25 protein-coding genes, 1 pseudogene and 1 riboswitch are annotated in these 24348 nt (G+C 62.4%); of the genes and pseudogenes, 12 read left to right on the top strand and 14 right to left on the bottom strand.

The genetic code is table 11. The annotated features are described in order from the left end of the window. Nucleotides 1-3: 3 nt before the first annotated feature. Entirely contained in the window at nucleotides 4-1080 is a 1077-nt protein-coding gene (disA, locus tag IWX75_RS00335) for a DNA integrity scanning diadenylate cyclase DisA (protein WP_196820278.1), read from the bottom strand. A gap of 156 nt (nucleotides 1081-1236) precedes the next feature. Next, complete coding sequence (gene radA / locus IWX75_RS00330; protein ID WP_196820277.1) at nucleotides 1237-2622, bottom strand: DNA repair protein RadA; 1386 nt, start codon at nucleotides 2620-2622, stop codon at nucleotides 1237-1239. Between the two features lie 152 nt (nucleotides 2623-2774). On the opposite strand from radA, the gene IWX75_RS00325 reads away from it, so the two are divergent. Beyond that, entirely contained in the window at nucleotides 2775-3239 is a 465-nt protein-coding gene (locus tag IWX75_RS00325; protein ID WP_196820276.1) for a Fur family transcriptional regulator, read from the top strand. Between the two features lie 133 nt (nucleotides 3240-3372). Further along, complete coding sequence (locus IWX75_RS00320; RefSeq protein ID WP_196820275.1) at nucleotides 3373-3612, top strand: hypothetical protein; 240 nt, start codon at nucleotides 3373-3375, stop codon at nucleotides 3610-3612. 184 nt (nucleotides 3613-3796) lie between these two features. Here IWX75_RS00320 and IWX75_RS00315 read toward each other — a convergent pair whose 3' ends face one another. Further along, the gene (locus IWX75_RS00315) at nucleotides 3797-4438 is read right to left on the bottom strand and encodes a LuxR C-terminal-related transcriptional regulator (protein WP_196820274.1); all 642 of its coding nucleotides are present in this window, start codon (nucleotides 4436-4438) and stop codon (nucleotides 3797-3799) included. Nucleotides 4439-4711: 273 nt separating this feature from the next. On the opposite strand from IWX75_RS00315, the gene IWX75_RS00310 reads away from it, so the two are divergent. From IWX75_RS00310 to IWX75_RS00295, 4 genes are all read left to right on the top strand, one after another. After that, nucleotides 4712-6328, top strand: a complete 1617-nt coding sequence (locus IWX75_RS00310) for a hypothetical protein (protein WP_196820273.1) — start codon at nucleotides 4712-4714, stop codon at nucleotides 6326-6328. A gap of 106 nt (nucleotides 6329-6434) precedes the next feature. Then, nucleotides 6435-7238 carry a class F sortase gene (locus IWX75_RS00305; RefSeq protein ID WP_196820272.1) on the top strand — a complete coding sequence of 268 codons (804 nt, stop codon included), beginning with the start codon at nucleotides 6435-6437 and terminating at the stop codon, nucleotides 7236-7238. Nucleotides 7239-7563: 325 nt separating this feature from the next. Further along, a complete protein-coding gene (locus IWX75_RS00300) occupies nucleotides 7564-7812 on the top strand; it encodes a hypothetical protein (RefSeq protein ID WP_334684001.1) in 249 nt (82 codons plus the stop codon). A 100-nt stretch (nucleotides 7813-7912) separates the two neighbouring features. Continuing rightward, a complete protein-coding gene (locus IWX75_RS00295; protein WP_196820271.1) occupies nucleotides 7913-8668 on the top strand; it encodes an ANTAR domain-containing protein in 756 nt (251 codons plus the stop codon). A gap of 54 nt (nucleotides 8669-8722) precedes the next feature. On the opposite strand, the gene IWX75_RS00290 is transcribed toward IWX75_RS00295, so the two are convergent. Then, nucleotides 8723-9538 carry a GAF domain-containing protein gene (locus IWX75_RS00290; RefSeq protein ID WP_196820270.1) on the bottom strand — a complete coding sequence of 272 codons (816 nt, stop codon included), beginning with the start codon at nucleotides 9536-9538 and terminating at the stop codon, nucleotides 8723-8725. A gap of 471 nt (nucleotides 9539-10009) precedes the next feature. Next, the gene (locus IWX75_RS00285; protein WP_196820269.1) at nucleotides 10010-10285 is read right to left on the bottom strand and encodes a hypothetical protein; all 276 of its coding nucleotides are present in this window, start codon (nucleotides 10283-10285) and stop codon (nucleotides 10010-10012) included. A gap of 497 nt (nucleotides 10286-10782) precedes the next feature. Between IWX75_RS00285 and IWX75_RS00280 the strand changes: the two genes are divergently transcribed. Together IWX75_RS00280 and IWX75_RS00275 are read left to right on the top strand one after the other, a co-directional pair. After that, nucleotides 10783-11403, top strand: coding sequence for a hypothetical protein (locus tag IWX75_RS00280; protein ID WP_196820268.1), 621 nt, complete (start codon nucleotides 10783-10785; stop codon nucleotides 11401-11403). An 85-nt stretch (nucleotides 11404-11488) separates the two neighbouring features. Continuing rightward, nucleotides 11489-12343, top strand: coding sequence for a DUF2382 domain-containing protein (locus tag IWX75_RS00275; RefSeq protein WP_196820267.1), 855 nt, complete (start codon nucleotides 11489-11491; stop codon nucleotides 12341-12343). 119 nt (nucleotides 12344-12462) lie between these two features. Here IWX75_RS00275 and IWX75_RS00270 read toward each other — a convergent pair whose 3' ends face one another. The 5 genes from IWX75_RS00270 to IWX75_RS00250 all read right to left on the bottom strand — a co-directional run bounded on the left by IWX75_RS00270 (nucleotide 12463) and on the right by IWX75_RS00250 (nucleotide 16217). Next, nucleotides 12463-12639 carry a CsbD family protein gene (locus IWX75_RS00270; protein WP_196820814.1) on the bottom strand — a complete coding sequence of 59 codons (177 nt, stop codon included), beginning with the start codon at nucleotides 12637-12639 and terminating at the stop codon, nucleotides 12463-12465. A 130-nt stretch (nucleotides 12640-12769) separates the two neighbouring features. Beyond that, nucleotides 12770-13540, bottom strand: a complete 771-nt coding sequence (locus IWX75_RS00265) for an EAL domain-containing protein (protein ID WP_196820266.1) — start codon at nucleotides 13538-13540, stop codon at nucleotides 12770-12772. A gap of 230 nt (nucleotides 13541-13770) precedes the next feature. Continuing rightward, entirely contained in the window at nucleotides 13771-14355 is a 585-nt protein-coding gene (locus IWX75_RS00260) for a hypothetical protein (protein WP_196820265.1), read from the bottom strand. Between the two features lie 275 nt (nucleotides 14356-14630). Further along, nucleotides 14631-15635 carry an NAD-dependent epimerase/dehydratase family protein gene (locus IWX75_RS00255; RefSeq protein WP_196820813.1) on the bottom strand — a complete coding sequence of 335 codons (1005 nt, stop codon included), beginning with the start codon at nucleotides 15633-15635 and terminating at the stop codon, nucleotides 14631-14633. A gap of 159 nt (nucleotides 15636-15794) precedes the next feature. Beyond that, on the bottom strand, nucleotides 15795-16217 hold the full coding sequence (locus tag IWX75_RS00250; RefSeq protein ID WP_196820264.1) for a hypothetical protein: 423 nt from the start codon (nucleotides 16215-16217) through the stop codon (nucleotides 15795-15797). Nucleotides 16218-16825: 608 nt separating this feature from the next. On the opposite strand from IWX75_RS00250, the gene IWX75_RS00245 reads away from it, so the two are divergent. Next, the gene (locus IWX75_RS00245; protein ID WP_196820263.1) at nucleotides 16826-17203 is read left to right on the top strand and encodes a hypothetical protein; all 378 of its coding nucleotides are present in this window, start codon (nucleotides 16826-16828) and stop codon (nucleotides 17201-17203) included. Nucleotides 17204-17307: 104 nt separating this feature from the next. On the opposite strand, the gene IWX75_RS00240 is transcribed toward IWX75_RS00245, so the two are convergent. The 3 genes and pseudogenes from IWX75_RS00240 to IWX75_RS00230 all read right to left on the bottom strand — a co-directional run. Further along, nucleotides 17308-17577 (bottom strand): hypothetical protein, encoded by a 270-nt coding sequence (locus IWX75_RS00240; protein ID WP_196820262.1) that lies wholly within the window; start codon nucleotides 17575-17577, stop codon nucleotides 17308-17310. A gap of 340 nt (nucleotides 17578-17917) precedes the next feature. After that, nucleotides 17918-18748 carry a putative bifunctional diguanylate cyclase/phosphodiesterase gene (locus IWX75_RS17525; protein WP_334684000.1) on the bottom strand — a complete coding sequence of 277 codons (831 nt, stop codon included), beginning with the start codon at nucleotides 18746-18748 and terminating at the stop codon, nucleotides 17918-17920. Next, nucleotides 18726-20024: pseudogene (locus IWX75_RS00230) on the bottom strand (diguanylate cyclase domain-containing protein); the annotation flags it as partial. The gene IWX75_RS17525 and the pseudogene IWX75_RS00230, both read right to left, overlap by 23 nt. A 414-nt stretch (nucleotides 20025-20438) precedes the next feature. On the opposite strand from IWX75_RS00230, the gene IWX75_RS00225 reads away from it, so the two are divergent. Both IWX75_RS00225 and IWX75_RS00220 read left to right on the top strand, forming a co-directional pair. Further along, the gene (locus tag IWX75_RS00225; protein ID WP_196820260.1) at nucleotides 20439-21647 is read left to right on the top strand and encodes a globin domain-containing protein; all 1209 of its coding nucleotides are present in this window, start codon (nucleotides 20439-20441) and stop codon (nucleotides 21645-21647) included. A 332-nt stretch (nucleotides 21648-21979) separates the two neighbouring features. Continuing rightward, nucleotides 21980-22158: riboswitch (cyclic di-AMP (ydaO/yuaA leader) on the top strand. Between the two features lie 6 nt (nucleotides 22159-22164). Then, the gene (locus tag IWX75_RS00220; RefSeq protein WP_196820259.1) at nucleotides 22165-23040 is read left to right on the top strand and encodes a LysM peptidoglycan-binding domain-containing protein; all 876 of its coding nucleotides are present in this window, start codon (nucleotides 22165-22167) and stop codon (nucleotides 23038-23040) included. 327 nt (nucleotides 23041-23367) lie between these two features. On the opposite strand, the gene IWX75_RS00215 is transcribed toward IWX75_RS00220, so the two are convergent. Next, a complete protein-coding gene (locus tag IWX75_RS00215; RefSeq protein WP_196820258.1) occupies nucleotides 23368-23640 on the bottom strand; it encodes a hypothetical protein in 273 nt (90 codons plus the stop codon). Between the two features lie 27 nt (nucleotides 23641-23667). Here IWX75_RS00215 and IWX75_RS00210 point away from each other — a divergent pair, with 27 nt between their 5' ends. Then, nucleotides 23668-24309 carry a MarR family winged helix-turn-helix transcriptional regulator gene (locus IWX75_RS00210; protein WP_334683999.1) on the top strand — a complete coding sequence of 214 codons (642 nt, stop codon included), beginning with the start codon at nucleotides 23668-23670 and terminating at the stop codon, nucleotides 24307-24309. Nucleotides 24310-24348: the final 39 nt, after the last annotated feature.

Genomic DNA, 24348 nt, shown 5'->3' with positions numbered 1-24348 from the left:
GGCCTACATGAACCGATCGAGCAGGCTGGTCTCCGCGATCCGTGAGAGGCCCTCACGGACCGTCCGGGCGCGCTGCTCTCCGATGCCGTCGACGGCCATGAGGTCCTCGATATTGGCGGCCATGAGGTTCTGAAGGCCGTCGAAGTGATCCACCAGCCGGTTGGCCACTGCGGGGGGCACCGCCTTGATGCCGGAAAGCAGGCGGTAACCCTTCGGCTGGATGACTGCTTCGAGCGAGTCCGTGGAGGGATTGAAGCCGAGGACACTCGCAATGGTTCCGAGGTCGATCAGTTCCGTCGAGCTGAAATTCTGCAGGGTGGCCACCCGCTCCTCTACCGGCGCCTGGTTGTTGCCGAGGTCCATGTAGTCCCGTAGCACCATCTCGCTTCCCGGTCCGAGCCCTGTGGTCAGCTCTTCGACCTGGAGGGACAGCAGGCGCCCGTCGATGCCCAGTTCGAGGACATACTGCGAGATCTCCTCGGAGATCCGCCGGACCATTTCCTGGCGCTGGAGCGTCACCGCGACGTCGCGGACCGTGACCATCGCCTCGATCTCGAGCGCGGACAGGGAGTTGGTCACCTGGTCGAGGCGCGCACGGTAGCGTTCGAGCGTGGCCAGTGCCTGGTTGGCGCGGGCCAGCACGGGCTCCGATCCTTCGAGGACGTGCCGGAGCCCGCTGATGTAGAGGGCGATGATCTGCATGGACTGGCTCACCGAGATGACCGGGAGGCCGGTCTGGATGGCAACGCGCTCCGCTGTGCGGTGGCGGGTGCCGGATTCCTGGGTTTCGATGGTGTGGTCGGGAACGAGCTGGACGGCGGCGCGCAGGATGTTGCTCGCGTCCTTGTCGCAGACGATTGCGCCGTCCATTTTCGCGAGTTCCCGGAGTCGGGTCGGCGAGAAATCGATACCGATGTCGAAGCCGCCGGAACAGATCGCATCCACGGTGCGGTCGAAGCCGAGGACGATCAGTGCACCCGTCCTACCCCGCAGGATTCTTTCGAGCCCGTCCCGGAGGGCGGTGCCGGGTGCTACACGAGCGAGGGTGGCCTTCAGCGAGTCCTCCGGACTGCGAACCATGGCCCAATCCTTTCAAATTTCACGCTGCCGGCCCACACGTTCGGACGGCCTCAGATCGGAGGCGCCAGGCAGGCAGCGGCTGCATGTTTTTTCGCACAGCCGAACCTAATACTAGTGGTCTGGCGGCAGATCCCTGATATCGGTTCGAAGCGACGACTAGAAGAGCAGGGTCAGCGCCTCGGTCAGGGTGGATACTTCCCGTACCGTGAACCCTTTCGGGACGGGCCCGGGTCCATTGGGCGACGCCGGTACCACGGCATGGGTGAAGCCGAGCCGCTCCGCTTCCTGGATGCGCCGTGCAATCCCGGGCACCGGACGCACTTCGCCGGCCAGCCCCACTTCCCCGAAGGCGATGAGCTGGGAGGGCAGGGGCTGGTCCGTTTTGGCTGACGCAATCGCGAGGGCGACGGCGAGGTCGGTGGCGGGTTCCCCCAGTTTGACGCCGCCGACGGTGGCGACGTAGCTGTCATCCTTGTGCAGGCCCATCGATGCCCGGCGCTGAAGGACCGCCAGCAACATGGCGACCCGCGCACTGTCGAGTCCGCTCGTCGCGCGCCGGGGCTGGGACGTCGCTGATTCGGCGAGCAGCGCCTGCACTTCGGCGAGCAGCGGGCGCCGGCCCTCAAGGGTGACCGTGATGCACGTTCCCGATACCGGGTCCTTGGTCCTGGACACGAACAGGCCACTGGGGTCGGCGAGTCCTTCAACTCCGGCATCGGTCAGGTCGAAACAGCCCACGTCATCGGTGGGGCCGTAGCGGTTCTTCACCGCGCGGAGCAGACGCAGCCGGGAATGCCGCTCGCCCTCGAACTGGCACACCACGTCCACGAGGTGCTCGAGGAGCCGCGGCCCGGCGATGGAGCCGTCCTTGGTCACATGGCCCACCAGGATCGTGGTCATATTCTTCGACTTCGCCACATTGATGATCGACGCCGCTACCTCGCGTACCTGGGTCACCCCACCCGCGGTGCCGTCGACGGCCGAGCTGCTGAGGGTCTGGATCGAGTCGACGACCAGGAGGGACGGGTTGAGCTTCTCGACCTGGCCGAGGGCCTGGCCCAGGTCAGTCTCGGCGCTCAGGTAGAGCGTGTCCGCAACTGCGTTAATCCGTTCGGCACGCAGTTTGACCTGCGCAGCCGATTCCTCTCCCGTGACGTACAGGACATCTTTTCCGAGGTTTGCCACTCGCGCAGCGACATCGAGCAGAAGGGTCGACTTCCCGACACCCGGTTCGCCCGCGAGGAGGATGACCGCGCCCGGCACCAACCCGCCGCCGAGCACGCGGTCGAGCTCGTCGATCCGTGTGGGCTGGAAGGCGGCAGTGGTCGCATCCACGTCGGCGATGCGCTGCGCGGGCCGCAGGACGGTGGCCGCCGCCGTCGTCCGCGCGACCGGCTGGCCGGTCTCCTCGACCGTTCCCCACGCCTGGCACTCGCCGCAGCGGCCCACCCATTTCGCCGTTGTCCACCCGCACTCGGCACAGCGGTACCCGGGAGTGTTGTTCCGGCCTGCGCGCGTTGCCGTAGAGCTCTTTGCTGCCATTTGTTCAGGGTACCGGCGTCCTCTGACATCGTCGGATCGGCGGCCACCCGCGCAGCGGAGTTCCGACGCATGGGACCTCGTGTGCTCCGCCACCCGCCTCTGAGCCTGATCGGTTGTTTTGACTAAATCAAAACAACCGATAGACTTGGGCCATGGCGTTCACCACCGACTCTCCACCTGATGCGGATCTGCTCCGGCAGTCGATCCGTGACTCAGGGTTGAAGGTCACCGCGCCTCGTGTCGCAGTGCTGGAAGTGCTGCGGCAGAACCCACATTCGAGCGCGGAGCAAATCTCCGCGAAGGTGCAGGACGCCCTCAGCGGTTCGTCCACCCAGGCCGTCTACGGAATCCTCGCTGCCTTCACAGGGGCAGGGCTCGTACGGCGTTTCGATCCGCCGGGCTCGGCGGCGCTCTTCGAGTGCAGAGTGGGGGACAACCATCACCACCTGCTGTGCATGCAGTGCGGGGCGGTCAAGGACGTCGACTGCGTGATCGGACAAGCGCCCTGCCTGACTCCGTCAGACAGTGGCGGATTCACCGTTCTCGCGGCAGAAGTCACCTTCAACGGCCTCTGTCAGCAGTGCCGGGTCGAAACAGTGGCTGTACCCATCACCTGAGCGCTACCGATTCCGGTGAGTATCACGACCGTCACTCCGTGCTGCGTGCTGCCCGAATGCCGGCACAGCACACGCTCATACCCGTCAGCCGACAACCGTCCGAGTGCAAGCCGGACACCACCAAGGAGCCATCATGACCCTTCTCGATCGCACACCAACCATCTCCCGCGAAGCACCGGCCCGCCGGAACCAGCCACGGCCTCTTGCGCCCCTCGGCGGCAGTTACATCAGCCGCGGAGCCACCACAGCAGATAGCGAGGGGGCCTACGTCACCACAGAGTCGTCCATGGCGCCATCCAGCCGTGGAGCCTACGTCACCACCGCCGGCTCTTCGCGCTTCAGCAACCCGGGCCGGTACACGTCTTCGAGCTGAGCTGCTCGCTAGGGGCGCGGAAGTGCGCCCCGGTCAGAAGCGTAGTCGACACGCAACGTATTTTGACGGGAGCTCCCAAGGGGTTGGACACGCGTCGTCTCGGTAACCGTGCCTGGAATTTCCGGTGCTCCGGATGACGGTCTGTCTCCCGGTTACGCGTGGTCAGGACGACCGCCGGGGGTGTTCAGTTCTCCGGCGGAGACGCAGTTATTCCTGCTTGAGCGCCTTGGACGGCTATCTGCACCCTGTTGGTGACGCCGAGATGTCTTTTGATTCTGCTGATTCGGGCCTTTACGGTCGCTTCGCTGAGGTGCAGCGGCCCTGCGATTTCGGTATTAGTGAGCCCCTCGGCGACTCCTCGGATGATTTGCAGGTCCCGGCCGGTGAAGGACTTGAAGCGGGACCTGATCGCTTCATCCGCCTCGGACGAGTACCGTCCCGTGTCCCGGGACGCTGGGAAAGTCGGGTGGATCGATCCTCCTCGGTGGATGATGCGTAGCGCCGCCGCCAGGTCCTCCAGTATCGCTCCGCGGAGGAAGTAGCCCTGGGCTCCGGTCCTGTAAGCGGCGTCCATAACTTCTGGAGATGAATCACTGGCCAGAATCACGATTTTCATGTTCTCGTCGACGGTGAGGAGTCCCTCGATCATTTCGGCCATGCCGTTGCCGGCGATGTCCGCATTGAGAATGACGACGTCGGGTTGCTCGTCCTTCACCTGTTGAAGCGCCTGTTGACCTGTTGCGCTTTCACCGGTGACCTGGATAAGACCCGATAGGTCCAGCAGCTCATGGAGCGCCCTACCGGTCAGGTAGTCATGGCCTGCCAAATGAACACACACTCTCTCAAATTCCCCCATGGCCCCTATTAGAACCAACTGTTGCCTACAGCACTAGCTTCTCGGGTAAAAACAATTCTCCTTGCGGTTAGTCGGACTACTCTGAATTCACTCCGAACGGTCCAAGTATCTAGCCGATTGGAGGGTTCCTAAATTGATCAGTGCACTGTGGAATAACAGGAGGCAGTCTGGGAATTCTTCAAAAGCTGCCTCCACCTTCGCGATATCCCGCGATGGTTTACTCGTCTCAGTCTGGGAGATTTGATGTCCACTCGTACACGTATGCTCGCTGCCGGTTCGACGGCGGCCCTTGCCGCCGGCGGCTTGTTCTTCACTGCGGCTCCTGCCTCTGCCGCCCCCGATTCAGCCGAATGCCTTTCCGCTCAGGCAGCCTTCCTGGCGGCGCTGGGCAACGCCGGTGCCAATACAGCTGTCATTGCCGAACTTGACCTGGCCCTCGACGCTGTTGTCGAGGCCCAGGCAGCCCTGGACGCCCTGGTCGGCGCCGGGTCGGCGGAGCAGGATGAAGCCCAGGCAGTACTGAATGCCGCTCTTGCGATCCTGGCGGATGCTGAACTGGATGTCACAAACGCCGAGGCCGCAGTGCAGGCGGCCCTGGATGCGGTCATCGATACGGGGATCGACGTCGAAAACGCTGAAGCAGCCCTGGAAGTCGTGGCAGGGCTGCTGCTCACTGCCAACGGTGACGTCACGGCGGCCCAGACTGCCCTGGACGCCACGGCCGGCCTGACGCTTGCCGCGCAAGCCGACGTCGATGCTGCTCAGGATGATCTGGACGCCGCCTTGATAGTGCAGGCCGGTCTGCTCGAGGACGCCCGGGTCGTCCTGGCTGCAGCGTTGGTGGTGCAGGGAGAGGCTGATGATGACGTGGTCGAAGCCCAGCTCGCACTGACCGCGGCGCTGGCTTCCGCGGATCCCGCTGATGACGGGCCCGCCCAGGTTGCTTTCGATGCTGCCGTGGCGGCGCAAGTCACCGCGAGCCGTGAGGTGGCAGAGGCACAAGCTGCTGTGAATCTGCTGGCCACCGCCGATACCGCTGCAGTCGCACAGGCTCGTGCAGACCTGGCCCTCGCCGTTGCCGCCCAGGCCGAGACGGTGCGGGTGATCGCCGGGCTCCAGGGAGATGTCGAGGCGGCTCTGGCAGCTCAGGCCACCGCCCAGGGGAACGTAACTACTGCCCAAACAATCCTGAACGCGGCTCTTGCAGCGCAGGCCGCAGCCGAAGCCGTGGTCATTGCCGACCTCGAGGCGGCGGTGGAGGCTGCTCTCGATGCGCGGGCCGATGCGCAGCTCGATGTGAATGCCGCATTGGAAGCGCTGGCCGTCGCGGGTGATCTGGATTTGGACGCTGTTGCTGATGCGACAGCCGACCTGGAGGGTGCCCTGGCCGTTGTCGCCGCTCTGCAGATCGACCTGGAGGACACCGCAGTCAACGTTGGTGAACTGCAGGGCCTGTTCGACGCATCGATCAGCGCCTGCGGCGTCGACGGGACCGGCGGCACCGTCATCATCGACGTCGACATTGATATCAACATCGACACAGTCAACATCGACACCGACGACAATGACGACGCTGGCACCGGCGGCGGCAACAACGGCGCTGGTGGAGGCGGGACGACTCCCGTCAGCGCCGGCGGTGGCACCGGGGGCGGTAACTCCGGCGCCGGCGTATCGACCGGCGGCAGTAATGCCGGCAACACCGGCAGGCAGGGTTCCAACCGCGGAATGAACATCCAGTCCGCCGCTGGAACTGAGGGGACGTCCGATCAGGCACTGGGCCTGGCCGGGCTCCTGACCGCCGGCCTCGGCATCACCGCGGTGGCCTTCGGTATCCGCCGGAAGGCACAGCACGACAGCTGACCGCAAGACCCGCTTCCGGAGAAGGGATGCGGAAAAGCAGCACACCTGACAGGGGCGCCAATTTCATAAGGGATTGGCGCCCCTTACCCCGTGAAAGGCCGAGGCTATGGAACACGAAGCACACCCTCCATCACCGGATTCGGGAATTCCCGTAACTTTCCGCCGACGCGGCTATTTTCTTGTTGCTTCGATAGCCGCGATCCTGGTGCTGCTGATGATTATCCTCGTTCCACAGCTCATCACGCGGTCCAGTGCGGCAGGGAACGATCCAGCGGCAGTTCCAGACTCCACGCACTCCGCGACCAGCCTGAAACCATCCGCCACGCCACCGGCATCAGCTGAACCGTCGGAACCGACCGAACCCTCGGCGTCGGCCCTTCCTTCCCCTGCTGCCGTGCCGCCGTCGGGACCGGTCATCCCTGCACCCGGCGACGCTCAACAGATACCGGATACGGTTGCCGCACCGGCTGCGGCCGCTCCCACCCGTATTACCGTCCCGGCCGCCGGCATCGACGTTGCCGTGCTGCCGCTACGACCGACCGGCGCGGACATCGCGAGCCAGTCCATCGTGCCGCCCTTCACCGACGACGGATACTGGCTGACTTCCTACGGCATCCCCGGTGATGGATCCACCAACACCACCTACATCACGGGTCACAGTTGGGAAGGCCGGGAAGCGCCCTTCGACCGTTTCAGCACCGACACCGGGGCAGGAGACATCATCACCATCACCACCGAAGCGGGCACCCTGGACTATGTCGTTGACTCCATCACCACCCACGACAAGGACTCCCTGAAAACCAGCGAGATCTGGGACATCGTCCCCAACAGGCTCGTCATCATCAGTTGCTACACCGAGGATCCCTGGGGCAAAAACGTCGTCGTCACCGCATCACCGGCTAACCCTTAGACAGCCACTTCGCTGCATCGTTCCTGCCGAACCTCGCGCATGGGACTGTAAAAAAACGGTGTGTGAGGGTCCGGCCTGATCCGGAAGGAGACGGCCCTGACCTACTTCACGACCGAAGCAACACAGGAGGTGGACGGAGCTACTTGGTGAGATGGATTCGGGCATGCCGTAGGCGGTAGTGCCGATGGGTCTGATGTGTGGAGCAGGAGTAGAGGGTGGCTGGTGGGTAGACTGCATGGGTGCTGTTCTGTTGTGATCAGCCGCGGGGTTCAGCAGCGGGCCTTCCAATTGCAATGTCACTTGTTTCTCCATGACAGGAATTCCCGTGAACAGCAGATTGACGCCCGCTGAGCCTTTCCCCGATGACCTCGCCCCACTTGAGGTGTGGGAGGTTGAGGTGCTGAACAGCAAAGTGCACCGCGAATTGGATTATGAGTACGCCCATGCTGGCGGCCCTGCTATGGAGACCGAGTTCCGTCACGAGGAGCTTCGGGATGAACTCGACCGCCGCGATGACAGTGATGCGGCCCCGACGCCGGCCTTGCCGGCACCCAACCTAGTGGTTGTGCCCTAACCCCACGAAGCACGGTTTCTCTCGAGGGTTACCTTCCCTGACCGTTTTCTTGTCCTCCATGCGAGGAGTACGGCTCCCCGTTGAATGAGATGTGAGTAGCATGCCTGACGAAGAAGAGTTGCAACGCGAAGTCGATCAGGACAGCCTGACCGCTGTCCTGCAGGACATGGTGCTGGAAAGCGATGATGTCCAGGAGTTCCTCCGTGGTTTGGTGGCTGTGGCGGCGGAGGCCTTCTCGGGTGCATACGGCGAGGTGTTCTGCGGGGTGACGCTGCTGCGCCCACGATCGATGATCACGGTGGCCAGTAGCAGTGAGCAGGCCCAACAAGTGGACGAGGTCCAGTACGGGTTCGATGATGGGCCGTGCCTTCGTGCGGCCCGCACGGGTCACACCATCCACATCCCTGACTTCCTGAGCGAATCACGGTTCCCGAAATACCGCGAGGCCATCGCCGGATATGGGTTGCGCTCTGCCCTGGGGATTCCGATCCGGCTCGAGGACGGCGCCAGCGCCGGTCTCGACTTCTACTCCACCCACCCCAACATTTTCGATGATCAGGGCATCGCGGTAGCGGAAGGTATCGCCCGGGAGGCCTCTCGGTCCCTGCGCCTGGCGGTGCGGATCGCCAAACTCGGTGACAACGCCGCGCACCTGAAAGCGGCGATGGAGACCCGCACGACGATCGATCTCGCGGTGGGCGCGATCATGGGCCAGAACCGCTGCACCCAGGATGAGGCCGTCTCCATCCTGCGTCGGGCTTCGTCCAACCGAAACGTGAAGCTGCATGATCTCGCAGCGCAGATCCTTGCCACCGTCGGCCAATCCGGTCCTCCCCGAACGCACTTCGAGTACTGAAGCGACCTACGAGAACAAGACGAGCCGGATCGATGAGTTCCCGGTGGATGAGTTCTAGGTGTTGAGTTCGCCCTCGACCTGGTGGGCCAGGTTCCGCAGGAAGCGTCCGTCCCTGCCGGTGAAGGCGCGGGGGTTCTGGTCGATGACGCAGAGAGTACCGATGGTCCATCCTCCAGGACCGCGGAGCGGGAACCCGGCGTAGAAGCGGATGAAGGGCTCCCCGGTTACCAGGGGATTCTTGGCGAACCGCTCATCCTCGAGGGCGTCTTCAACAATCAGGGGTCCGGCGTTGCGAATTGTCGCATTGCAGAACGAGGTTTCACGTGGCAGGTTCTGCTCGATCGGTCCGATCACCGATTTGAGGAACTGCCGATGACTGTCGATCAGGGCGATGATCGCGGAGCTGACGTGAAAATAGTCCTTGGCCTGGCGGGTGTACTGATCGAATCTGTCCTCGGCAACGGTATCCAGCAAGTGGGTACGGGTCAGCGCGTCCAAGCGTTCCTGTTCGGCTTCCTCGGGCGTGAACAGGAAGGCTCCTGCCGCACCGAGGGCCCGGCGGGAATCATCCGCTGATCCGTCGACTTCATCAGCCCCGCCTGTGCCTGCCTGGCCGTCGTCGTCGTCGTCGTCCGAGGATTGGGGCACACGGATCGGGACAGGAGTCTCTTCGAGGAGTTCATTGGTCGCATCAGCGAGCACGTTGCGCTCACTCGCCGGCAGCTCGAACAAGCCGCTGAGATAGGCCTGGACCTCGAACATCGACATCGCCCCACCCAGAGCGTAGTAACGCACCCACACATCAGACACGCTGAGATGCGCCTCCATCAGCGCGGCCGTCATCTGTTCTACCTGTACCTGGTGATCCACCTGTAGCACCTCCGTGTATCACGACCCATGGCATACCACGAGCAGGAATCCGTCAGGTCCGACAAGACCAGCGCCCCACAACGACATTATCAGCAGGCTTACTAAAATTGGGGCCAAAAATTCTGCCCGACCTCCTTGCACGCGCGCTTACCTGCAACCGCCGGGCGGTCTGACCTCGCACCCACGGAAGGCGCAACGTGGCCACATCATTGGTCATCCGGGTCACGACAGCGGCGCTGACCGGAAAATCAGTCGGGACGACGACATAGAAACTGGGACGTTGTACGAGTCGGCCCAGCACTCCGAGGGCACGAGGAGCTGATCAATCCGCGCTCCAGAAAATGGCGTCATTGGTCCGTCGGCGGCTTGCCACCCTCATCTGGAACTCACCGATGATCGACCCGAGTGTCATCACGGAAGGTGGCCCGTCATGTCGGTATGAAGCATGGGCCCTTGCGCGATATCCCGGTATCAGTGGTGCCCGGTGGAGGTGGTGCCGAACATCAGGGTTCGGCGCTGCACGTCGTAGTACACGGTTTCGGAGGTTGAGAGGAGGTCCTGGAGGTTGTCGGCGTCGTCGGCGCTGAGGGTGAGGACTTCCTCCCAGGCTCCCTGATCGAGTACGAGCTGGAGGGTCCATGCACCGGTCTGGCCGGGCTCGCCTGCTACCCAGCTGAACTGGTAGTGGCTGAGCTGACGGACTTTGATGCTGTCATCGGTGACTGGCTGATTCAGGTTGGGTGACATGTGCTTTCACTCCTTGGAAGGCGTGCTTCACGCGGCGCCTTCATCGCCGGGATGGGACAGGAAACCATCTGCGCCGGGCAGTGGTGATCCGATCACTCTTGGAATGACCAACGTAGTCCCGGCACCGGAACGAAGTAAACGACCCAGTTAAGCGACTGGAAAAACTTGACGGATGATCCGGTCAATGAAAACGCCTGGCTTGATTGTCGTTTCCCGTATCAGGGCTTTGGGGCGGTTCGCCCTATTCCTGGCCCCAGGTTCACTACGAGCTCCAACACACTACCGACCCTGGCTGAGCATGGGGGGCCTCGGATGCACCCTGCGCGTGCCGCCTGCAGGAAAGTTGTTGCGGCCGACTCCTCCTCCCGTCAGGATAGTAAGTAAGCTGACTATTTCGGCTTGCGGGCCGTGCCGCATTCAGTGCACTCGGCCGGCTCCCGGGTCATCTACCGACCAGTAACGGCCCCCACCGGGCCACCACCATAAGGAGATTGAATATGACATCGGATTCCACTTCGGGGGCAAGCACCCCGAAGGGCCGTCGGAATGATGTAGTAGCGGCCCAAAAGGAGCGCTTCGGCGGTATCAAGTTCGGGTCCGCGTTCTTCGGCTGGCTGACCGCAATCGGCATGACGGTCCTCCTGAGCGCCCTGGCTACCGCGATCGGAGTGGGCGTCGGAGCCGCCAACAACACCGATGCGGGAGAAGCGGCCAATCAGGCCACCGAGAACGCCCAGACCGTCGGCATTGTCAGCGGCATCGTGCTGGCTGTCATCCTGTTTTTGGCCTACTACTGTGGAGGCTACGTCGCCGGCCGCATGGCCCGCTTCGACGGAGCCAAGCAGGGCCTCGCCGTATGGCTGTGGGGCATCATCGTCGCCATCGTCATCGCTATCCTCGCCGCAGTCGCAGGGGATCAGTTCAATGTTCTCTCCCGCATCGGCGGTGCACCCAGCATCCCCGTCGACGGCAGTCTGCTCACGACCAGCGGCCTGATCGCCCTGGCCGTCGCCGTTCTGGTTCCCCTTGTTGGAGCGATCCTCGGCGGAAAAGCGGGCATGCACTTCCACCGCAAAGTCGACCAGGCCGGCATCGACCACCAGGCCGGCCTCCACTAACTCCCAAGCGTCTCGCCACGGGGCACAGACCACCGTGGATTCCGCGAGGAGCTTTTATCACCACCTATTCTGCAAGGAGAAGTTCATGATTACGCAGGAAAACATCGACACCATCCTCTCCAGCGGCGGCAACGTCGTCGACGCCCAGGGAACCAAGATCGGGGCCGTCGGCCAGGTCTACCTGGATGACCAGACCGGGGAGCCGAACTGGGTCACCGCCAAGACCGGGCTCTTCGGCACCTCCGAGTCCTTCGTCCCGTTGGAGGGCGCGAGCGCCACCGACGTCGCGGTCCGTTATACCAAGGACCAGGTCAAGGACGCGCCCCGCGTCGAAGCCGACGGTTCCCTCAGCCCCGAGGAAGAGGAACGCCTGTACCGGCACTACGGTCTGGGTAGCGGATCCCGAGACACGACCGGCACGAACACGACCGGCACGGACACGACCGGCACGGACACGACCGGTTTCGAGCCGGGTTTTCAGCCCGGTGATGAGCGGCTCGATCGCTCACGGCAGGGCGGGACCGTGGGGCATGACACCTCGGGTCCGACCACTGATGATGCGATGACACGATCCGAGGAACAGCTCCGGGTGGGCACCGAACGCCGCGAAGCAGGCCGGGCACGGCTGCGCAAGTACGTGGTGACCGAGAACGTCACCACGACCGTCCCGGTCCGGCGTGAAGAGGTCCGTATCGAGCGTGAACCCATTACTGACGCCAACCGGGGTGATGCCCTGGATGGACCGGCGATCAGCGAAGAAGAGCACGAAGTCGTCCTCCACGAGGAGCAGGTCGTGGTGGACAAGGAAGCCGTTCCCGTGGAGCGCGTACGCCTGGACAAGGAAACAGTCCAATCACAGGAAACCGTCTCCGGTGAGGTCCGCAAGGAAAAGATTGAAATGCTGGACGCGGACACACCTGGCAATGCCGACCGCCGCTAACTCGGCGTAACGCCCAGGGAGCCACGCCGGTTCTTCTGAACTTGTGACACCAAGAGAGGTAGTGCACCCTACCGGGTGCACTACCTCTCTTCATGTGCCACTGGAGCTGGCGTGTTCGATCAGTTTTTCTTGAAGGCGTCCTTGAGCTTTTCGCCGGCCTGTTTCAGATCGCCCTTGGCCTGATCGCCCTGACCTTCGGCCTTGAGATTCTCATCCCCGGTCGCGTCGCCGGCGGCTTCCTTGCCCTGGCCGCCAAGCTTCTGTGCGGCGTTCGCAATTTTATCGTCCAGTCCCATGATGCTCTCCCAATGGTTAACCTCGGTGATCACGCAATCGGTATCCGACCGACACTGCCACTCTAAGCACGACCACCGGAGTCCTGGCACTCGGGAGGTCGACCAGCCCGAGTGTCCGGTTCGGCGCGCCTCAAACAGCAGCGTTGCTGGTGTCAGGGACAGATCCGGAACGTAGGTGCGGAAGCTCCTCGAATGCTGGCTTCGCGAACCAATATCCCTGGAACAGGCGGATGCCACCTGCTTTCAGGAACAGGAACTCCGCCTCGGTCTCGATGCCTTCTGCAAGCACCATGATGCCGAGTTCCCTGGTGATGCCCACGATGCCGGCGACGACGGCCCGGCGAGCCGGGCTGTCATCAACTCCTCGGATGAGCTTCATATCGATCTTGATCAGATCCGGCTGGAACTCGACCAGGAGTCCCAATCCCGCATGACCCGCACCGAAGTCATCGATGGCGGTGGTGAAACCGTGCTTGCGATATTCAGTGATGATGTTCGTGAGGTGGGCGGTGTCCGCAACCTCCTCATTTTCCGTGAACTCGAACATGATCGACGACGTCGGAAAGCTGCACCGTGCTGCTGCATGCAGGGTGGCTCGGAGGCAAGCAGCCGGTTCATAAACTGCATTCGGCATGAAGTTGATCGAGAGCTTCAACTCTTCGCCCGCGGGGAACAGGCGTGATGCCAGCTCGATTGCCTTGACGCGACAGTCCTGATCGAAGCGGTACTTCTGCTCCGGCGAGATTCGTGACAGGACGTTCAATGCCCCCTCCCCCGACAAGCCTCGGACCAACGCCTCATAACCCCATATGCGATCATCAACCGCGTCGTAGATGGGCTGGAAGGCCATGCTGAAATCGAAGTCGAGCTTCGAAGATGTCGCGCAGCCATTGCATGCCATGCGGAAGTGCCCCTCACTTGTTTTCGTCCACCTTAGGACACAGGAGACACGATGGCCCCAACTGCCACGGCAACCAAAAGGAGACCCTGCCGCACGGTAGGACTGCGTGGACACCGTTTCCATTGCCCGGAGCTTAGCTTGGTGCGAACGCACAGCGCGGATCCACTGGCGGTCATTATGGTGAGGGCCCCCAATCCGAACCGGGGCCCAAGCCCTGGATCGATGCGGGTCTAGCGGCGACGTCGTGTCTGCAGTCCGAGCACACCGCCGGCAGCGAGCACTCCGATGCCGAGCAGACCTGTACCAAGAATGATTCCGGTGTTCGTGTCACCGCGGCCGACACCTGGAACACCGGTATCGGCGCCTCCTACTGGTAGCTGCGCTACCTGAGGTGGCCCATAGAGACCCTCCTCCGGTGTCGGGTGAACACCATAGGTCTGGACGAAGTTGATGTAGCAGGGGTAACGGCCATCGGGGAACACGATGCTGCCCGGGTTCACGGCGCATAGGTCCGACCCGTCGGCGGCAATCACGCCGCCCTGGACGATGGTCACGGTGTTGGGGTCGATGACCGTGGCTTCGTCGAAGGGCACCAGGTCAGGTGGGTTGATCGGGTACTGGCCGCCGGGTATCGCGGCGCCAAGACCGTAATCTGAGAAGCAGGGATACGTGCCGCTGGGAAAGGCGATGCCATAGGGGTTGATGGCGCAAAGGTTCGTGCCGTCCGCTGTGAGTAGCCCACCAATGGCCGGAGTAACGCTATCGGGATCAACGATCGTTGCTTGATCAAAAGGAACAAAATCTGGATTCGGCACAACTGGCGCAGCTATAGCAGTCGTTGATGCGCTCACGAGTACGGCTGCTGCCAGAGCACACCCGGTCAGAGCAGACCTTATATTTACAATCATTTCCCCCTCCATGCAATCCCCGGTGGACGGCAATTACCTCAGTCAACCAGATCACAGTACTTTCGCTTGTCAAGGCTCGAGGCGAATGCATAAGTTTATGCAGCTGGGAATCGCAATGGTGCCAATGCACCTGAGGTGAGGAGTAACAGGGCGAAGGAGACCGGCCGCTGATTCGTGACCGGTCAATCCACTGGCGTTGTAGCTGAGGTGGTGTCCGTTGCAAATTGGTCGAGCAATTTCAGCTCTTCGTCCCTGGTCAGCCCGGACCTACGTTCCCGAGTGAGGCCCCGTTGTTGCTCGTCCTGGAGAGTTCGCAGCAGCGTCTGCCGAAGATCGCTGAGGAGGCCTCCCGCAGCATGGAATGCTGCGTTGTCCCTTTGAGCCAATGGCACATCCGGTTCGGGTAGCCATAGCGGCAGCGATCGTGGGCCGGCCCAATAGTGGACGTCGTTCCTAAGGAGCCAGTCATCGGGCGCACTGATCATGGATCCGGCGAAGCCGGCGACGTCGGCAGCAAGATCGAGTACCTCCGTAAGGGAATGCTGATCCCCTGTGGCGTTGTAGACGCCTGTCAGGCCTTCCCGGCCGGCGCTCACAATCCAGGTTGCCAGGTCCTGCACGTCAATCACCTGTACAGCTCGGCCTTCCGTCACAGGCGTCAGGACCGGTTCGTTCTTCGCAAGGGCAAAGCGACTGACCCAGTAGCTGAACCGGTCACTTCCATCGCCGGGTCCGGCGATCAGCCCCGGCCTGACAATGAGTAGGCGGTCACCGACGGCCTGCTGTGTCGCTATCTCTGCCGCGGCTTTCGCCTGCCCATAGTCCTTCAGATCGAGCGGCTGGAGCACAGCGGCGGACTCGTCGGCTCCAGGATCGGTGTTGCTCGCATATACAGACACCGACGAGATCAGCGTCCAATGTTCGGCAGTCGCTGCCAATGCTCGAAGGGCTCCCACTACAAGGGCCGGTTCGTAAGCGAGCTCGATGATTTCAGCCCATTGCTGACCCGCCACCGCAGTATAGGGCTCTGCTGATGTCCGATCACTATGGACGAAGCGGATTCCGGTGGGCGGCTGCCCGGACTCACCTCGCGCCAGGCACGTGACGTCATCACCGTTTGCCATCAACTGTTCGGCTAGCTCATGTCCTAGCCAGGCCGTACCCCCAAGAACTAGAACTTTTCGCATGTCGCCAGTCAATCCGCGCCCTTTGTCGCAGTCAATCAATTCGCCCCCGAGCGTAGAACCACTCAGCTCGGAGTCCGATAAGCCGATGCTCCACCATTTCACTACTTCCGGGTTGAACCGCCACTAAACCCCCGCCCAGCAGCAGAACGAGAATAGTTCCTAGGTCTTTACTGGATTTTTACCCGTGGATTCGACCGCGGCAGCGATGCCGAGCAGCACAGCCGAGCCCAGGGTGGTGCCGAAAGCGACCAGCACGGCTCCCACCACCCACAGGCCAGTTACATCCGTGGCAGCGGCCGTGCTGATCCACGCGAGGGTGAAGGAAGCCGGAAGTACCAGTAGGGCGACGACGAAACGCAGGAGGCGGTAGGCAAGCCCTACCACCACGATGCCACACAAAAACGCTCCAACTCCCTGCCATGTTGCGTACGGGCCAGCCATTCTGCCAGCGGCTGCGTCGTACTGGTACTCGGTATCCCACGCGAACCAGCCGAACCAGAGCCCCGCGGACAGGAGTGCGATCACGATGACGGCTGCCCATTGCTGTGCGGGCGATCGATGGCGGGTCCGAGTCAGGTGCATGCCTCACTGTAGGACCAAGCGGCGCGCTCGTTAGGGCCCACACAAGTCATCCGTGGTCGGGACAGGACAGCGCACCCGTGATGGTCCCGGAATGGGCGCCCTTGGGCTTGATCCAGTGTCCGGAGATTTGGATGCAGCGGCGATATGGGGTCGTAACGCTGTGGGCTGCCGACGTCCATGCGCCGGGGGTGCTGGGGCTGCGTGTGCTGTTCCTTCGTGTGCTGGTGTGACCCAGGTCGCTCATCGCTTTCGGGGTCGTGGTTGGATGGAATATGGGGAACGTGAGGAGGATGACAGTGGGGGCCGTCGTCGTGGTGTCCGCAGTACTGGCCTTGACATCGTGTACTGGCGGAGAGATGGAGCGGGAAGAGCCCTCGCCGGTGGTGAGCGGGCCGACGAGCGCAGCCGCTGAGATCGGCGAGCGTTTGGGTAACCGATTGGTGTCTTTGACTGACCTCCAGGGAAGGCCTCTGTATGTTGTGCCGGGAGGCGAAACCCAAAACTACCTGGACGCTTTAGGGAGGCCACCGTTGTTCGAACGAACGTACACGCCCGAAGAGTGTGCCCCCGATACTGCTTTCAGTCCCCCGCCAGCAGGACTTGAGGGAGTGTTTGGACGAAGCCACATCAGCGACGACCAGTCCGGGCTGAGGGTGTGGATCTACTCGGCACCGAATGAGGCAGAACTCGTCGAGTACTTCGTTGGTTCGGACCCCGGCGCGCCCGTACAGTGCACGGACGTCCGCATTATGACCAATGGGGTCACTCAGGCTTTTTCCTACACCCGTATCGATACACCGCCTGTCGCACTCCACTCCCGGAGCATCCAGTACAGCGTGACCCAGGATGATTCCACTACTCATCATGTGGCTGTGACCGCAGTCAACGGCACCGTCGCGGCCAGGGTCACGCTCTCCACTACCGATCTAGCAGACCAGGCAATGACCGACGCCGTCTTCAACCTCGCCCGACTAGCAACCAGCTGACTACGACCACTGCCACGGCCGATGCGCCGACCGCCTCGAAAAGCGTCAGCCAAGACCCGCCCGATGACGGCCAGGAGCGCAACTGGGACCGTTCGAAGACGGTCCTACTTCTTGTCCGGATCGGCCAGGACACCCAGCAGGTATGTTCCCTGGGCGATGCACATCGTGGCAACCACAGCCAGCCCTGTTGCCTGAAGCCACTCAAGGCCACCGGGCGGACCGGCGAACAACGTCAAGCGAAGAACGAGGAGCAATGAAAAAGCGGCGACGCTCATTGATCCCCACGCCCGCCACCGCGACCCAGGAGAACTACTCGATCCGACCGCTTCGAGCCGGGCGAGTTCATCGTCGTACGGGAATCTCTTGTTCAGCACGAAAGTAACCAGACAGCAGACTGCCAGCCCGGCGAAGGTCAGGGAGATCCCGGTCAGGAGCCAAGGCCCCGCAAAGGTCTGCGATAGAAAATCCAGGACTACCCAGCTTTCCGAATGACGGCTCCTGCGCCATGCACACATCCTAGCCCCCACAGTGACCCAGGACCTGAAGCCACTGACGGTCAAGCGAGGTCAATGGCACGTGACATGTGCGTATCCCTTGAGGCGATCTTGTGAAGACACCTTCGTCTCGTTGGGGCCTCCTACCTGCACGCCCGACGAAGATTCTCCTTCGTGTGGCTCTTCAGTAGTAGATCCGCCTCTTGCCCGCGGTTATTTTTTATTCAGCGAGGTGGCTTTGCAGGTCGGACGCGGGCATCGGCCTGTTGAGGAGGAAGCCCTGAACGGCATCGCAGCCGAGTTCGCGCAGTTGGGCGAGTTGAGCGGGGGTTTCGACTCCTTCCGCGATGACGTGGAGTCCCATTCCGTGGGCCATGGCCACAATGGCTTTGATGATGATGTCTTTCGGCCCGGCGTCGGTGAGTTCGTCGATGAAGGATTTGTCGATCTTCAGCGTGGTGAAGGGCAGGTCGCGCAACCGACCAAGGGAAGAGTGTCCAGTGCCGAAGTCATCGACCGCCAGTTCTACCCCCAGGGCGCGCAGTTCCCGCAGTTGGATCGCGATGGCGGCGTCGGGGGCAGCGAGTATGCCCTCGGTGACTTCCAGGGTCAGGCGGTTGGCGGGCAGTCCTGCTTGGTCAAGGGCGTGCCTGACGATGTCGATGAATCCGGGTGCGGCGAGTTGTCGGATGGACACGTTGACGGTGACGGCGAGAACGCCCGATGGGGTGGGCATGTGGGCGATCTGGCGGCATGCCTGGGTGAGTACCCAGGCACCGATGGGAACGATCAGCCCAGTCTGTTCGGCAATAGGGATGAATTCGGTTGGAGAAAGAGTGCCGAGGGTAGGGTGTTGCCAGCGCAGGAGTGCCTCGACCGCAAGAGTCCGGCCGGTAGCCAGGTCGCAGATGGGCTGGTACTCCAGAGTGAACTGGTCGGTTTCCAGTGCGGCATGCAGGTCCGCCTCCAGTTGCACCCGAGCTGTGAGCGTTGTGGTGCATTTCGGGTTGAAATGCCCGCCATTGAGCTTTGCCGGCTGTTTTGGCCGCATACATGGCCAGGTCGGCGTTGCGGAGCAAATCCTCGGCCTCGCCGAGCGGGAACCTGCCGGTTTCGGCAAGCCCGATGCTCGCGCGAGGAATGATGCGCTGCCCGCCGATATCTATCGGGTCTGCCAGGGTGCCGATAATCCGCTGAGCCAGCCCTTCACCGTGATCGGGCGAGACCTGTTCTGCGAGGACCGCGAACTCGTCCCCGCCGAGCCGGGCCACGGTGTCACCTGCTCGAACAATGCCCTTGAGCCGCGCAGCGATCTCGCAGAGTAACTGGTCTCCGGCGCTGTGACCGAGGGTGTCGTTGACATATTTGAAGTCATCAATATCGATCATCAACAGGATGATGGTGGTGCCGGTCCGCTCGGCTTTGGTGAGTGCGAGCCCGAGCCGGTCCATCAGCAACGCGCGGTTCGCGATTCCGGTCAGCGGGTCGTGAAAGGCCCGGTGCTCCATCTCCGATGCCTGCCGGGCCAGGGCATCCTTGGTTTCGCGCAACCGCCGATCGGCGGTCTTGGCAGCGGTGATGTCGCGTCCAACGTACGCCAGCCGCAGCACCGTCCCGGCCTCATCCCGCACCGGCGAAACTGTCAACGACATCTCCACCGTCACCCCATCGGCCCGGAGCCGGACGGTCTCCAGCTGTTCGATCTGCCGCCCTGCGGATACCTCGGCCAGGATGTACTCGAATTCGGCCGATAGGTCTGTCGGCACCAACCGGACGAAAGACCGACCGATCATGTCACCCGCCGCGTAACCATAAATCCGCTCCGCGCCGGGATTCCACGTCCGCACCGTACCATCGAGTTCGGTGCTGAAAATTGCGTCGGATGAAGCCGTAACGATGGCCGCGAGCTGCGCAGATAACTCGGCTGCGGCGGCTCGTTCACTGACATCGCGCAAGAACGCGTACAACGACACGCCGTCGGGATCGTCCTGTGCCCAGATGGTCAGGTCGATGGGGAATTCGCGGCCCAGTCGGTGCCGCGCAGTGACCTGTACCGGCCGGCCGACCAGCCGGGCCTGACCCGTGGCCACGAACCGGCGCAGCCCCACCTCATGTGCTGCACGGTCCTGTTCACGCATGATCAGCTCGCTGACCGTGCGGCCGATGGCCTCGTCCTTGGTGTAGCCGAACAGTTCCTCCGCCGCACGATTCCAATCGGTCACCACCCCGAAAGCATCCATGCCCACGAAACCGTCAGCGGCCGTATCGATCAACCGCTGCGCGCGGCGGTCAGCCTCCAGCAACTTCACTTCCGGACCTTCGGACATCTCTGATTCTCTCGACTCGGACTACGCTGGCCCCCCAGTGACTAGGCGCCTCGACAGCCGCCGTATCGAGCCGGATCTAGGCACCAGCCACGCAGGAGTCTATCGGTCGCTGAACTTTCATCTTCCATGTACGCCCCAGCAGTAGCAGGCAGCTCCTGATAAAGCTGGTGTCGAGCAGGTCATGCGCCAGACGATGATCACGTTGCCTGGACTCGATAGGCCTTCACCGCTTCTCCGCAGGTGATATCCGGTTCCTGGGCTCTGAGCTTTTTCTACGGGCTGTAGATGGAGGTCTACGATGGGGCCTGTGCGGTTCCGGCTCCAGCGGTTCTCTTCTTCCCGAACGGGAGGTTGCCTGCGTTCACCCTTGTTGGGCGCTACTGGCCGGAACGCCACCTATGAAGGAGCCCGATCTTGCTCTCTGATACATCCCGCCCAGTCATCCAGGCCACGCTGCCCGTCGTGGGTGAGAACATCAAGGAAATCGCCCAGCGCTTCTACGCCCACATGTTCGCTGAACGACCCGAACTGATGGACGGCCTCTTCAACCGGGGGAACCAGGCCGATGGGCGTCAGCAGCAGGCCCTGGCCGGTTCCGTGGCGGCCTTCGCCGGATACCTGATCAACAAACCCGACGAGATGCCTGATCACCTACTGGCCCGCATCTCCCACAAACACGTGTCGCTGGGATTACGCCCGGACCAATACCAGATCGTCCATGACCACCTGATGTGGGCGATCGTCGACGTCCTCGGAGATGCCGTCACGGAAGACGTCGCTGTGGCCTGGGATGAGGTCTACTGGCTGATGGCCAACGTCCTGATCAACCAGGAACGAGCAATGTACGGAGCGCTCAACCTTTCCCCTGACACCATCTGGCGGACCTGGCGCGTCGTCGAGAAAATCCAGGAAACCGACGACGTCGTCACGTTCGTGGTTGAACGCACCGATGAACGCGACGTCAAACCATCCCTACCCGGGCAGTACGTCACCCTGAAGGTGCTCATGCCCGACGGTGTGCACCAGCCGCGCCAGTACAGCCTGACCCGCGCCGACGACGGTCACCACCGCCAGTTCTCGGTCAAACGCGTCCATGGCCTGCCCACCCCCGATGGGGAGGTGTCCAATCTGCTTCACTCGAGCGTGAACGTCGGCGACGAGGTAGTCCTCTCCGTGCCCTCCGGTGACGTCGTCGTGGCGTACACAGACCGGCCGATGGTCTTCGCCAGTGCTGGTATCGGCATCACTCCCATGGCCGGCATGCTTTCCCACCTCGTGCAGTCCGGCTCGCAGCGCAAGGTGATGCTGCTTCATGCCGATAACTCTGCCGACACCTTCGCACTGCGCGGGCAGGTCCAATCCGACCTGGCGAAGCTCCCCGATGCGTCCATGATCACCTGGTTCGTGGAACCCTCGAAGCCGACTCTGGTAGCAGAGGATGAGTTGGTGGGCTTCATGGACGTCAGTACCGTTGATCTTCCGGCCGGCGCGGAATACTACCTGTGCGGCCCCCTGGTCTTCATGCAGGCCGTCCGCAGCGCCCTCATCGCCCGCGGCATACCAGCCAAAGACATCCAGTATGAAGTGTTCGGCCCCGACCTATGGCTCGCCGACTTCCAATAGCTGGACCAACGCAACCAAAAAATCCGTGACCAACCCAGCACGCCGAAGGAACACCGGTCGACGTGGCGGCACCTGAAGGGTCGGAGTTCGGTTGCGCCTGGATGAGGGCAACTTCACCAGTTGATCAGGTTCACCGGTTTATGCAGGGCCTGCGGCAACCTTAACCCACCTCGCGCGTGCGGGGGACACCACGCCAACCCCTGTAGCCGGCTGATGCTTCCGTGACCATAATGTGACAATCGGAGTTAGCGCGGGTTAGCGTTGAAGTTGTGCCGCAGCCCGAGATCAGGGGCGGCATCCTTGGATGGATTGCCTAGCTCTGCCACTATCGCAAGGTCCGTTTGCAACGTACATCTGGCAGGGGCGGGGGAACCATCATCGGGTCCCCTCACAGGGCCCTAGGGGTTAAGCCGCACGTCATTCAGATCAAAAAGATTATTTGGATGACTTCCGGCCGGGTGACTCCCATCCGCATCCGACAGCTCACCCCGCAGGCATTGGGAGAGGTAAGCAACACATGTCCGAAATTTTCCATGCAGCGCGCCACCGCACCACCCCAGCTTTCGCCACCAGGCTGAAATCCGTATCGAAAGCCGTTACTTCCCACGCCGGGGCAGTGGGCCGTCCCGCTGCTGCCCTCGCGGCAGCCTCTGCGCTGATGCTCGGGGTCGGCGCTTCCGCCCAAGCATCTGCCATTGCCGAACCAGCCGCGGCTGCGGCTGCCAGCACTCCCGTGCCGACCCCTGCGGCCAGCGCGGCACCCGAAGCGGTTGCCGGCGCCACGAACCACACGGTCCAGCCCGGTGACACGCTCAATGCGATCGCCAACCAGTATGGAGTGGGCCTGCAGACCGTGTTCTCGCAAAACGGACTGGGCGCCGGCTCGATCATCTACCCGGGAGACAGCATCATCGTCGCGGGGTCCGGCAATGCTCTAGCCCCGGCGGCGTTGACGGCCCCCGCTCCTGTAGCCCCGGCGGCGTTGACGGCCCCGGCCGCGCCGACTGCTGCCGCGTCCACCATGACGCTGGCCAGCTCGGGAGTGACCGAGATCCCGGCGACGTCCACCAACTCAGCCATCCTGGCCTCCGCGCAATCCCAGTTGGGAGCAGGCCAGGACTGCACCATTCTGGGTGAGCAGGCACTGAAGGCCGCCGGTATCGGCGGAGTCGGGGATGAGTCCCCGGCCGGGTTGATGGAATTTGCGACCCCGGTCTCGAATCCTCAGCCGGGTGACTTCATCTACTACCAGGACGGAGGCGCCGGTGTTCCTCACAACGCCGTCTACATCGGAGACGGCAAGGCGATCCACAGCGGATTCAATGGCGGTCAGACCGTCGTGAACAGCGCCGACATCGGTTCAGGGCCTTCCTACTACCGTGTCAATGCCTAAAGCCCGACTCCACAACTGAAAAGCACGATCCCAAAAGTGTCCGGCCGGATAACCTCGGCCGGGCACTTTTTCGTGGAATTGGTTGGGAAGACCGATAAAATGCTTCACCCCTACGTGGACGGCTTGAGCTGTATTCTAGGGACTCCGCCCGTCCACAGGTGGATGAACCATCGCGAATGGTAGCTCTGCGGGCTTTGTTTATGCCACCGCAAATGACTCTGCACATGCACCGCGCTGCGGAATATCGAACGGTCAGTAGGGGTAGTCTCCGAGGGCCGGGGCGTTGACCTTGTCAGTGACAGCCAGAAGGCGAGCCCCACGAAGACCTTACTGGGGGCGAGCGAGCCGGAGAGCAGCACTCAAGGGTGATGTGCCCTCTGCTGATTCCGCGGTCTCAGCGGTCTCCGCGGCGTCGCGGTGATCAAGTTCCTCGGTCACTTCCTCGTCGCGGAATTCCGTTTCCGGATTAGCCTGACCATCGTGCCCGTACTCATGAGATAACTCGCGCTGAATCTTGCTGTTGAGGACCTCCACCTCGGGAAGGTCGAGCGACGTGAGATCCTCGGGAAACGATTCCGACGGTGTGAGTCTGGTGATCATGGGGACGCCTATCGACGGGAAGAGAACATGGTGGAGCCGGGCTCTTTCGGGAACCACGGCCGACCATACCAGCAGGACGGCATCCTGCTCACATCTACCCGGACCCATGTGGAGCCTGAGGCCCTACGAGTCCGGTGGGAGATCACGCACGTTGTTCATAATGTTCACGGTGCTCGATGGTGGTGTGGCGGAAGGGACGGAATTATCACTTCTAAGGGGACGTTAACCAAAGGAGGAAAGAAGGCTCAAGTGAATACAGCACACTGGACAACAAGTCGTCTGCTCAGTACCGCCGCTCGATTGAACGATCATCACCAAAACCTGCGCCTGACGGACTTGGGAATTACCCATGCAGGTGCGATCACGTTGAGAGCCCTGTCATATAGTGGCCCGATCAGCCAAGGGCGTCTCGCCCTCCTAGTCCATGTTCAGGCTCAGACTATGGGAAAGGTCCTTGAGAAGCTCGAACTCAAAGGGCTGGTGCTCAGGGCCCGAGACACGTGGGACGGGCGTGCGGTACGCACCCGCATCACCTCTCAGGGAAACACCATTTTACGGCGCATGGATCAAATAACTGAAGCCCCGACGGGCTCCGTCGGGCCTTCCGACCGCGAGCTACGGGACGCACTGATCACCATCATCACTACCCTCAAAGCCACCTCAGCCTGAACAGGCACCACGACGGCTGCCGTGCTGGCCGTATCGTGC

Source organism: Arthrobacter sp. CAN_A6 (assembly GCF_015751715.1).
In the GTDB taxonomy this organism is placed as follows: Bacteria; Actinomycetota; Actinomycetes; order Actinomycetales; family Micrococcaceae; genus Arthrobacter_D.
Note: the sequence above shows the minus strand (reverse complement) of the source record. Positions and strands in the feature narration are given on the sequence as shown.

Excerpts from the sequence above, each read along its gene's own strand:
- IWX75_RS00280 (WP_196820268.1), top strand. The coding sequence starts at position 10,783 with ATGACATCGGATTCCACTTCGGGGGCAAGCACCCCGAAGGGCCGTCGG.
- IWX75_RS00250 (WP_196820264.1), bottom strand. The coding sequence starts at position 16,217 with ATGCACCTGACTCGGACCCGCCATCGATCGCCCGCACAGCAATGGGCA.
- IWX75_RS00285 (WP_196820269.1), bottom strand. The coding sequence starts at position 10,285 with ATGTCACCCAACCTGAATCAGCCAGTCACCGATGACAGCATCAAAGTC.
- IWX75_RS00210 (WP_334683999.1), top strand. The coding sequence starts at position 23,668 with ATGGTGGAGCCGGGCTCTTTCGGGAACCACGGCCGACCATACCAGCAG.
- IWX75_RS00265 (WP_196820266.1), bottom strand. The coding sequence starts at position 13,540 with ATGGCATGCAATGGCTGCGCGACATCTTCGAAGCTCGACTTCGATTTC.
- IWX75_RS00275 (WP_196820267.1), top strand. The coding sequence starts at position 11,489 with ATGATTACGCAGGAAAACATCGACACCATCCTCTCCAGCGGCGGCAAC.
- IWX75_RS00310 (WP_196820273.1), top strand. The coding sequence starts at position 4,712 with ATGTCCACTCGTACACGTATGCTCGCTGCCGGTTCGACGGCGGCCCTT.
- IWX75_RS00215 (WP_196820258.1), bottom strand. The coding sequence starts at position 23,640 with ATGATCACCAGACTCACACCGTCGGAATCGTTTCCCGAGGATCTCACG.
- IWX75_RS00255 (WP_196820813.1), bottom strand. The coding sequence starts at position 15,635 with ATGCGAAAAGTTCTAGTTCTTGGGGGTACGGCCTGGCTAGGACATGAG.
- IWX75_RS00305 (WP_196820272.1), top strand. The coding sequence starts at position 6,435 with ATGGAACACGAAGCACACCCTCCATCACCGGATTCGGGAATTCCCGTA.
- IWX75_RS00295 (WP_196820271.1), top strand. The coding sequence starts at position 7,913 with ATGCCTGACGAAGAAGAGTTGCAACGCGAAGTCGATCAGGACAGCCTG.
- IWX75_RS00320 (WP_196820275.1), top strand. The coding sequence starts at position 3,373 with ATGACCCTTCTCGATCGCACACCAACCATCTCCCGCGAAGCACCGGCC.
- IWX75_RS00325 (WP_196820276.1), top strand. The coding sequence starts at position 2,775 with ATGGCGTTCACCACCGACTCTCCACCTGATGCGGATCTGCTCCGGCAG.
- IWX75_RS17525 (WP_334684000.1), bottom strand. The coding sequence starts at position 18,748 with ATGCGGCCAAAACAGCCGGCAAAGCTCAATGGCGGGCATTTCAACCCG.
- disA (WP_196820278.1), bottom strand. The coding sequence starts at position 1,080 with ATGGTTCGCAGTCCGGAGGACTCGCTGAAGGCCACCCTCGCTCGTGTA.
- IWX75_RS00220 (WP_196820259.1), top strand. The coding sequence starts at position 22,165 with ATGTCCGAAATTTTCCATGCAGCGCGCCACCGCACCACCCCAGCTTTC.
- radA (WP_196820277.1), bottom strand. The coding sequence starts at position 2,622 with ATGGCAGCAAAGAGCTCTACGGCAACGCGCGCAGGCCGGAACAACACT.
- IWX75_RS00270 (WP_196820814.1), bottom strand. The coding sequence starts at position 12,639 with ATGGGACTGGACGATAAAATTGCGAACGCCGCACAGAAGCTTGGCGGC.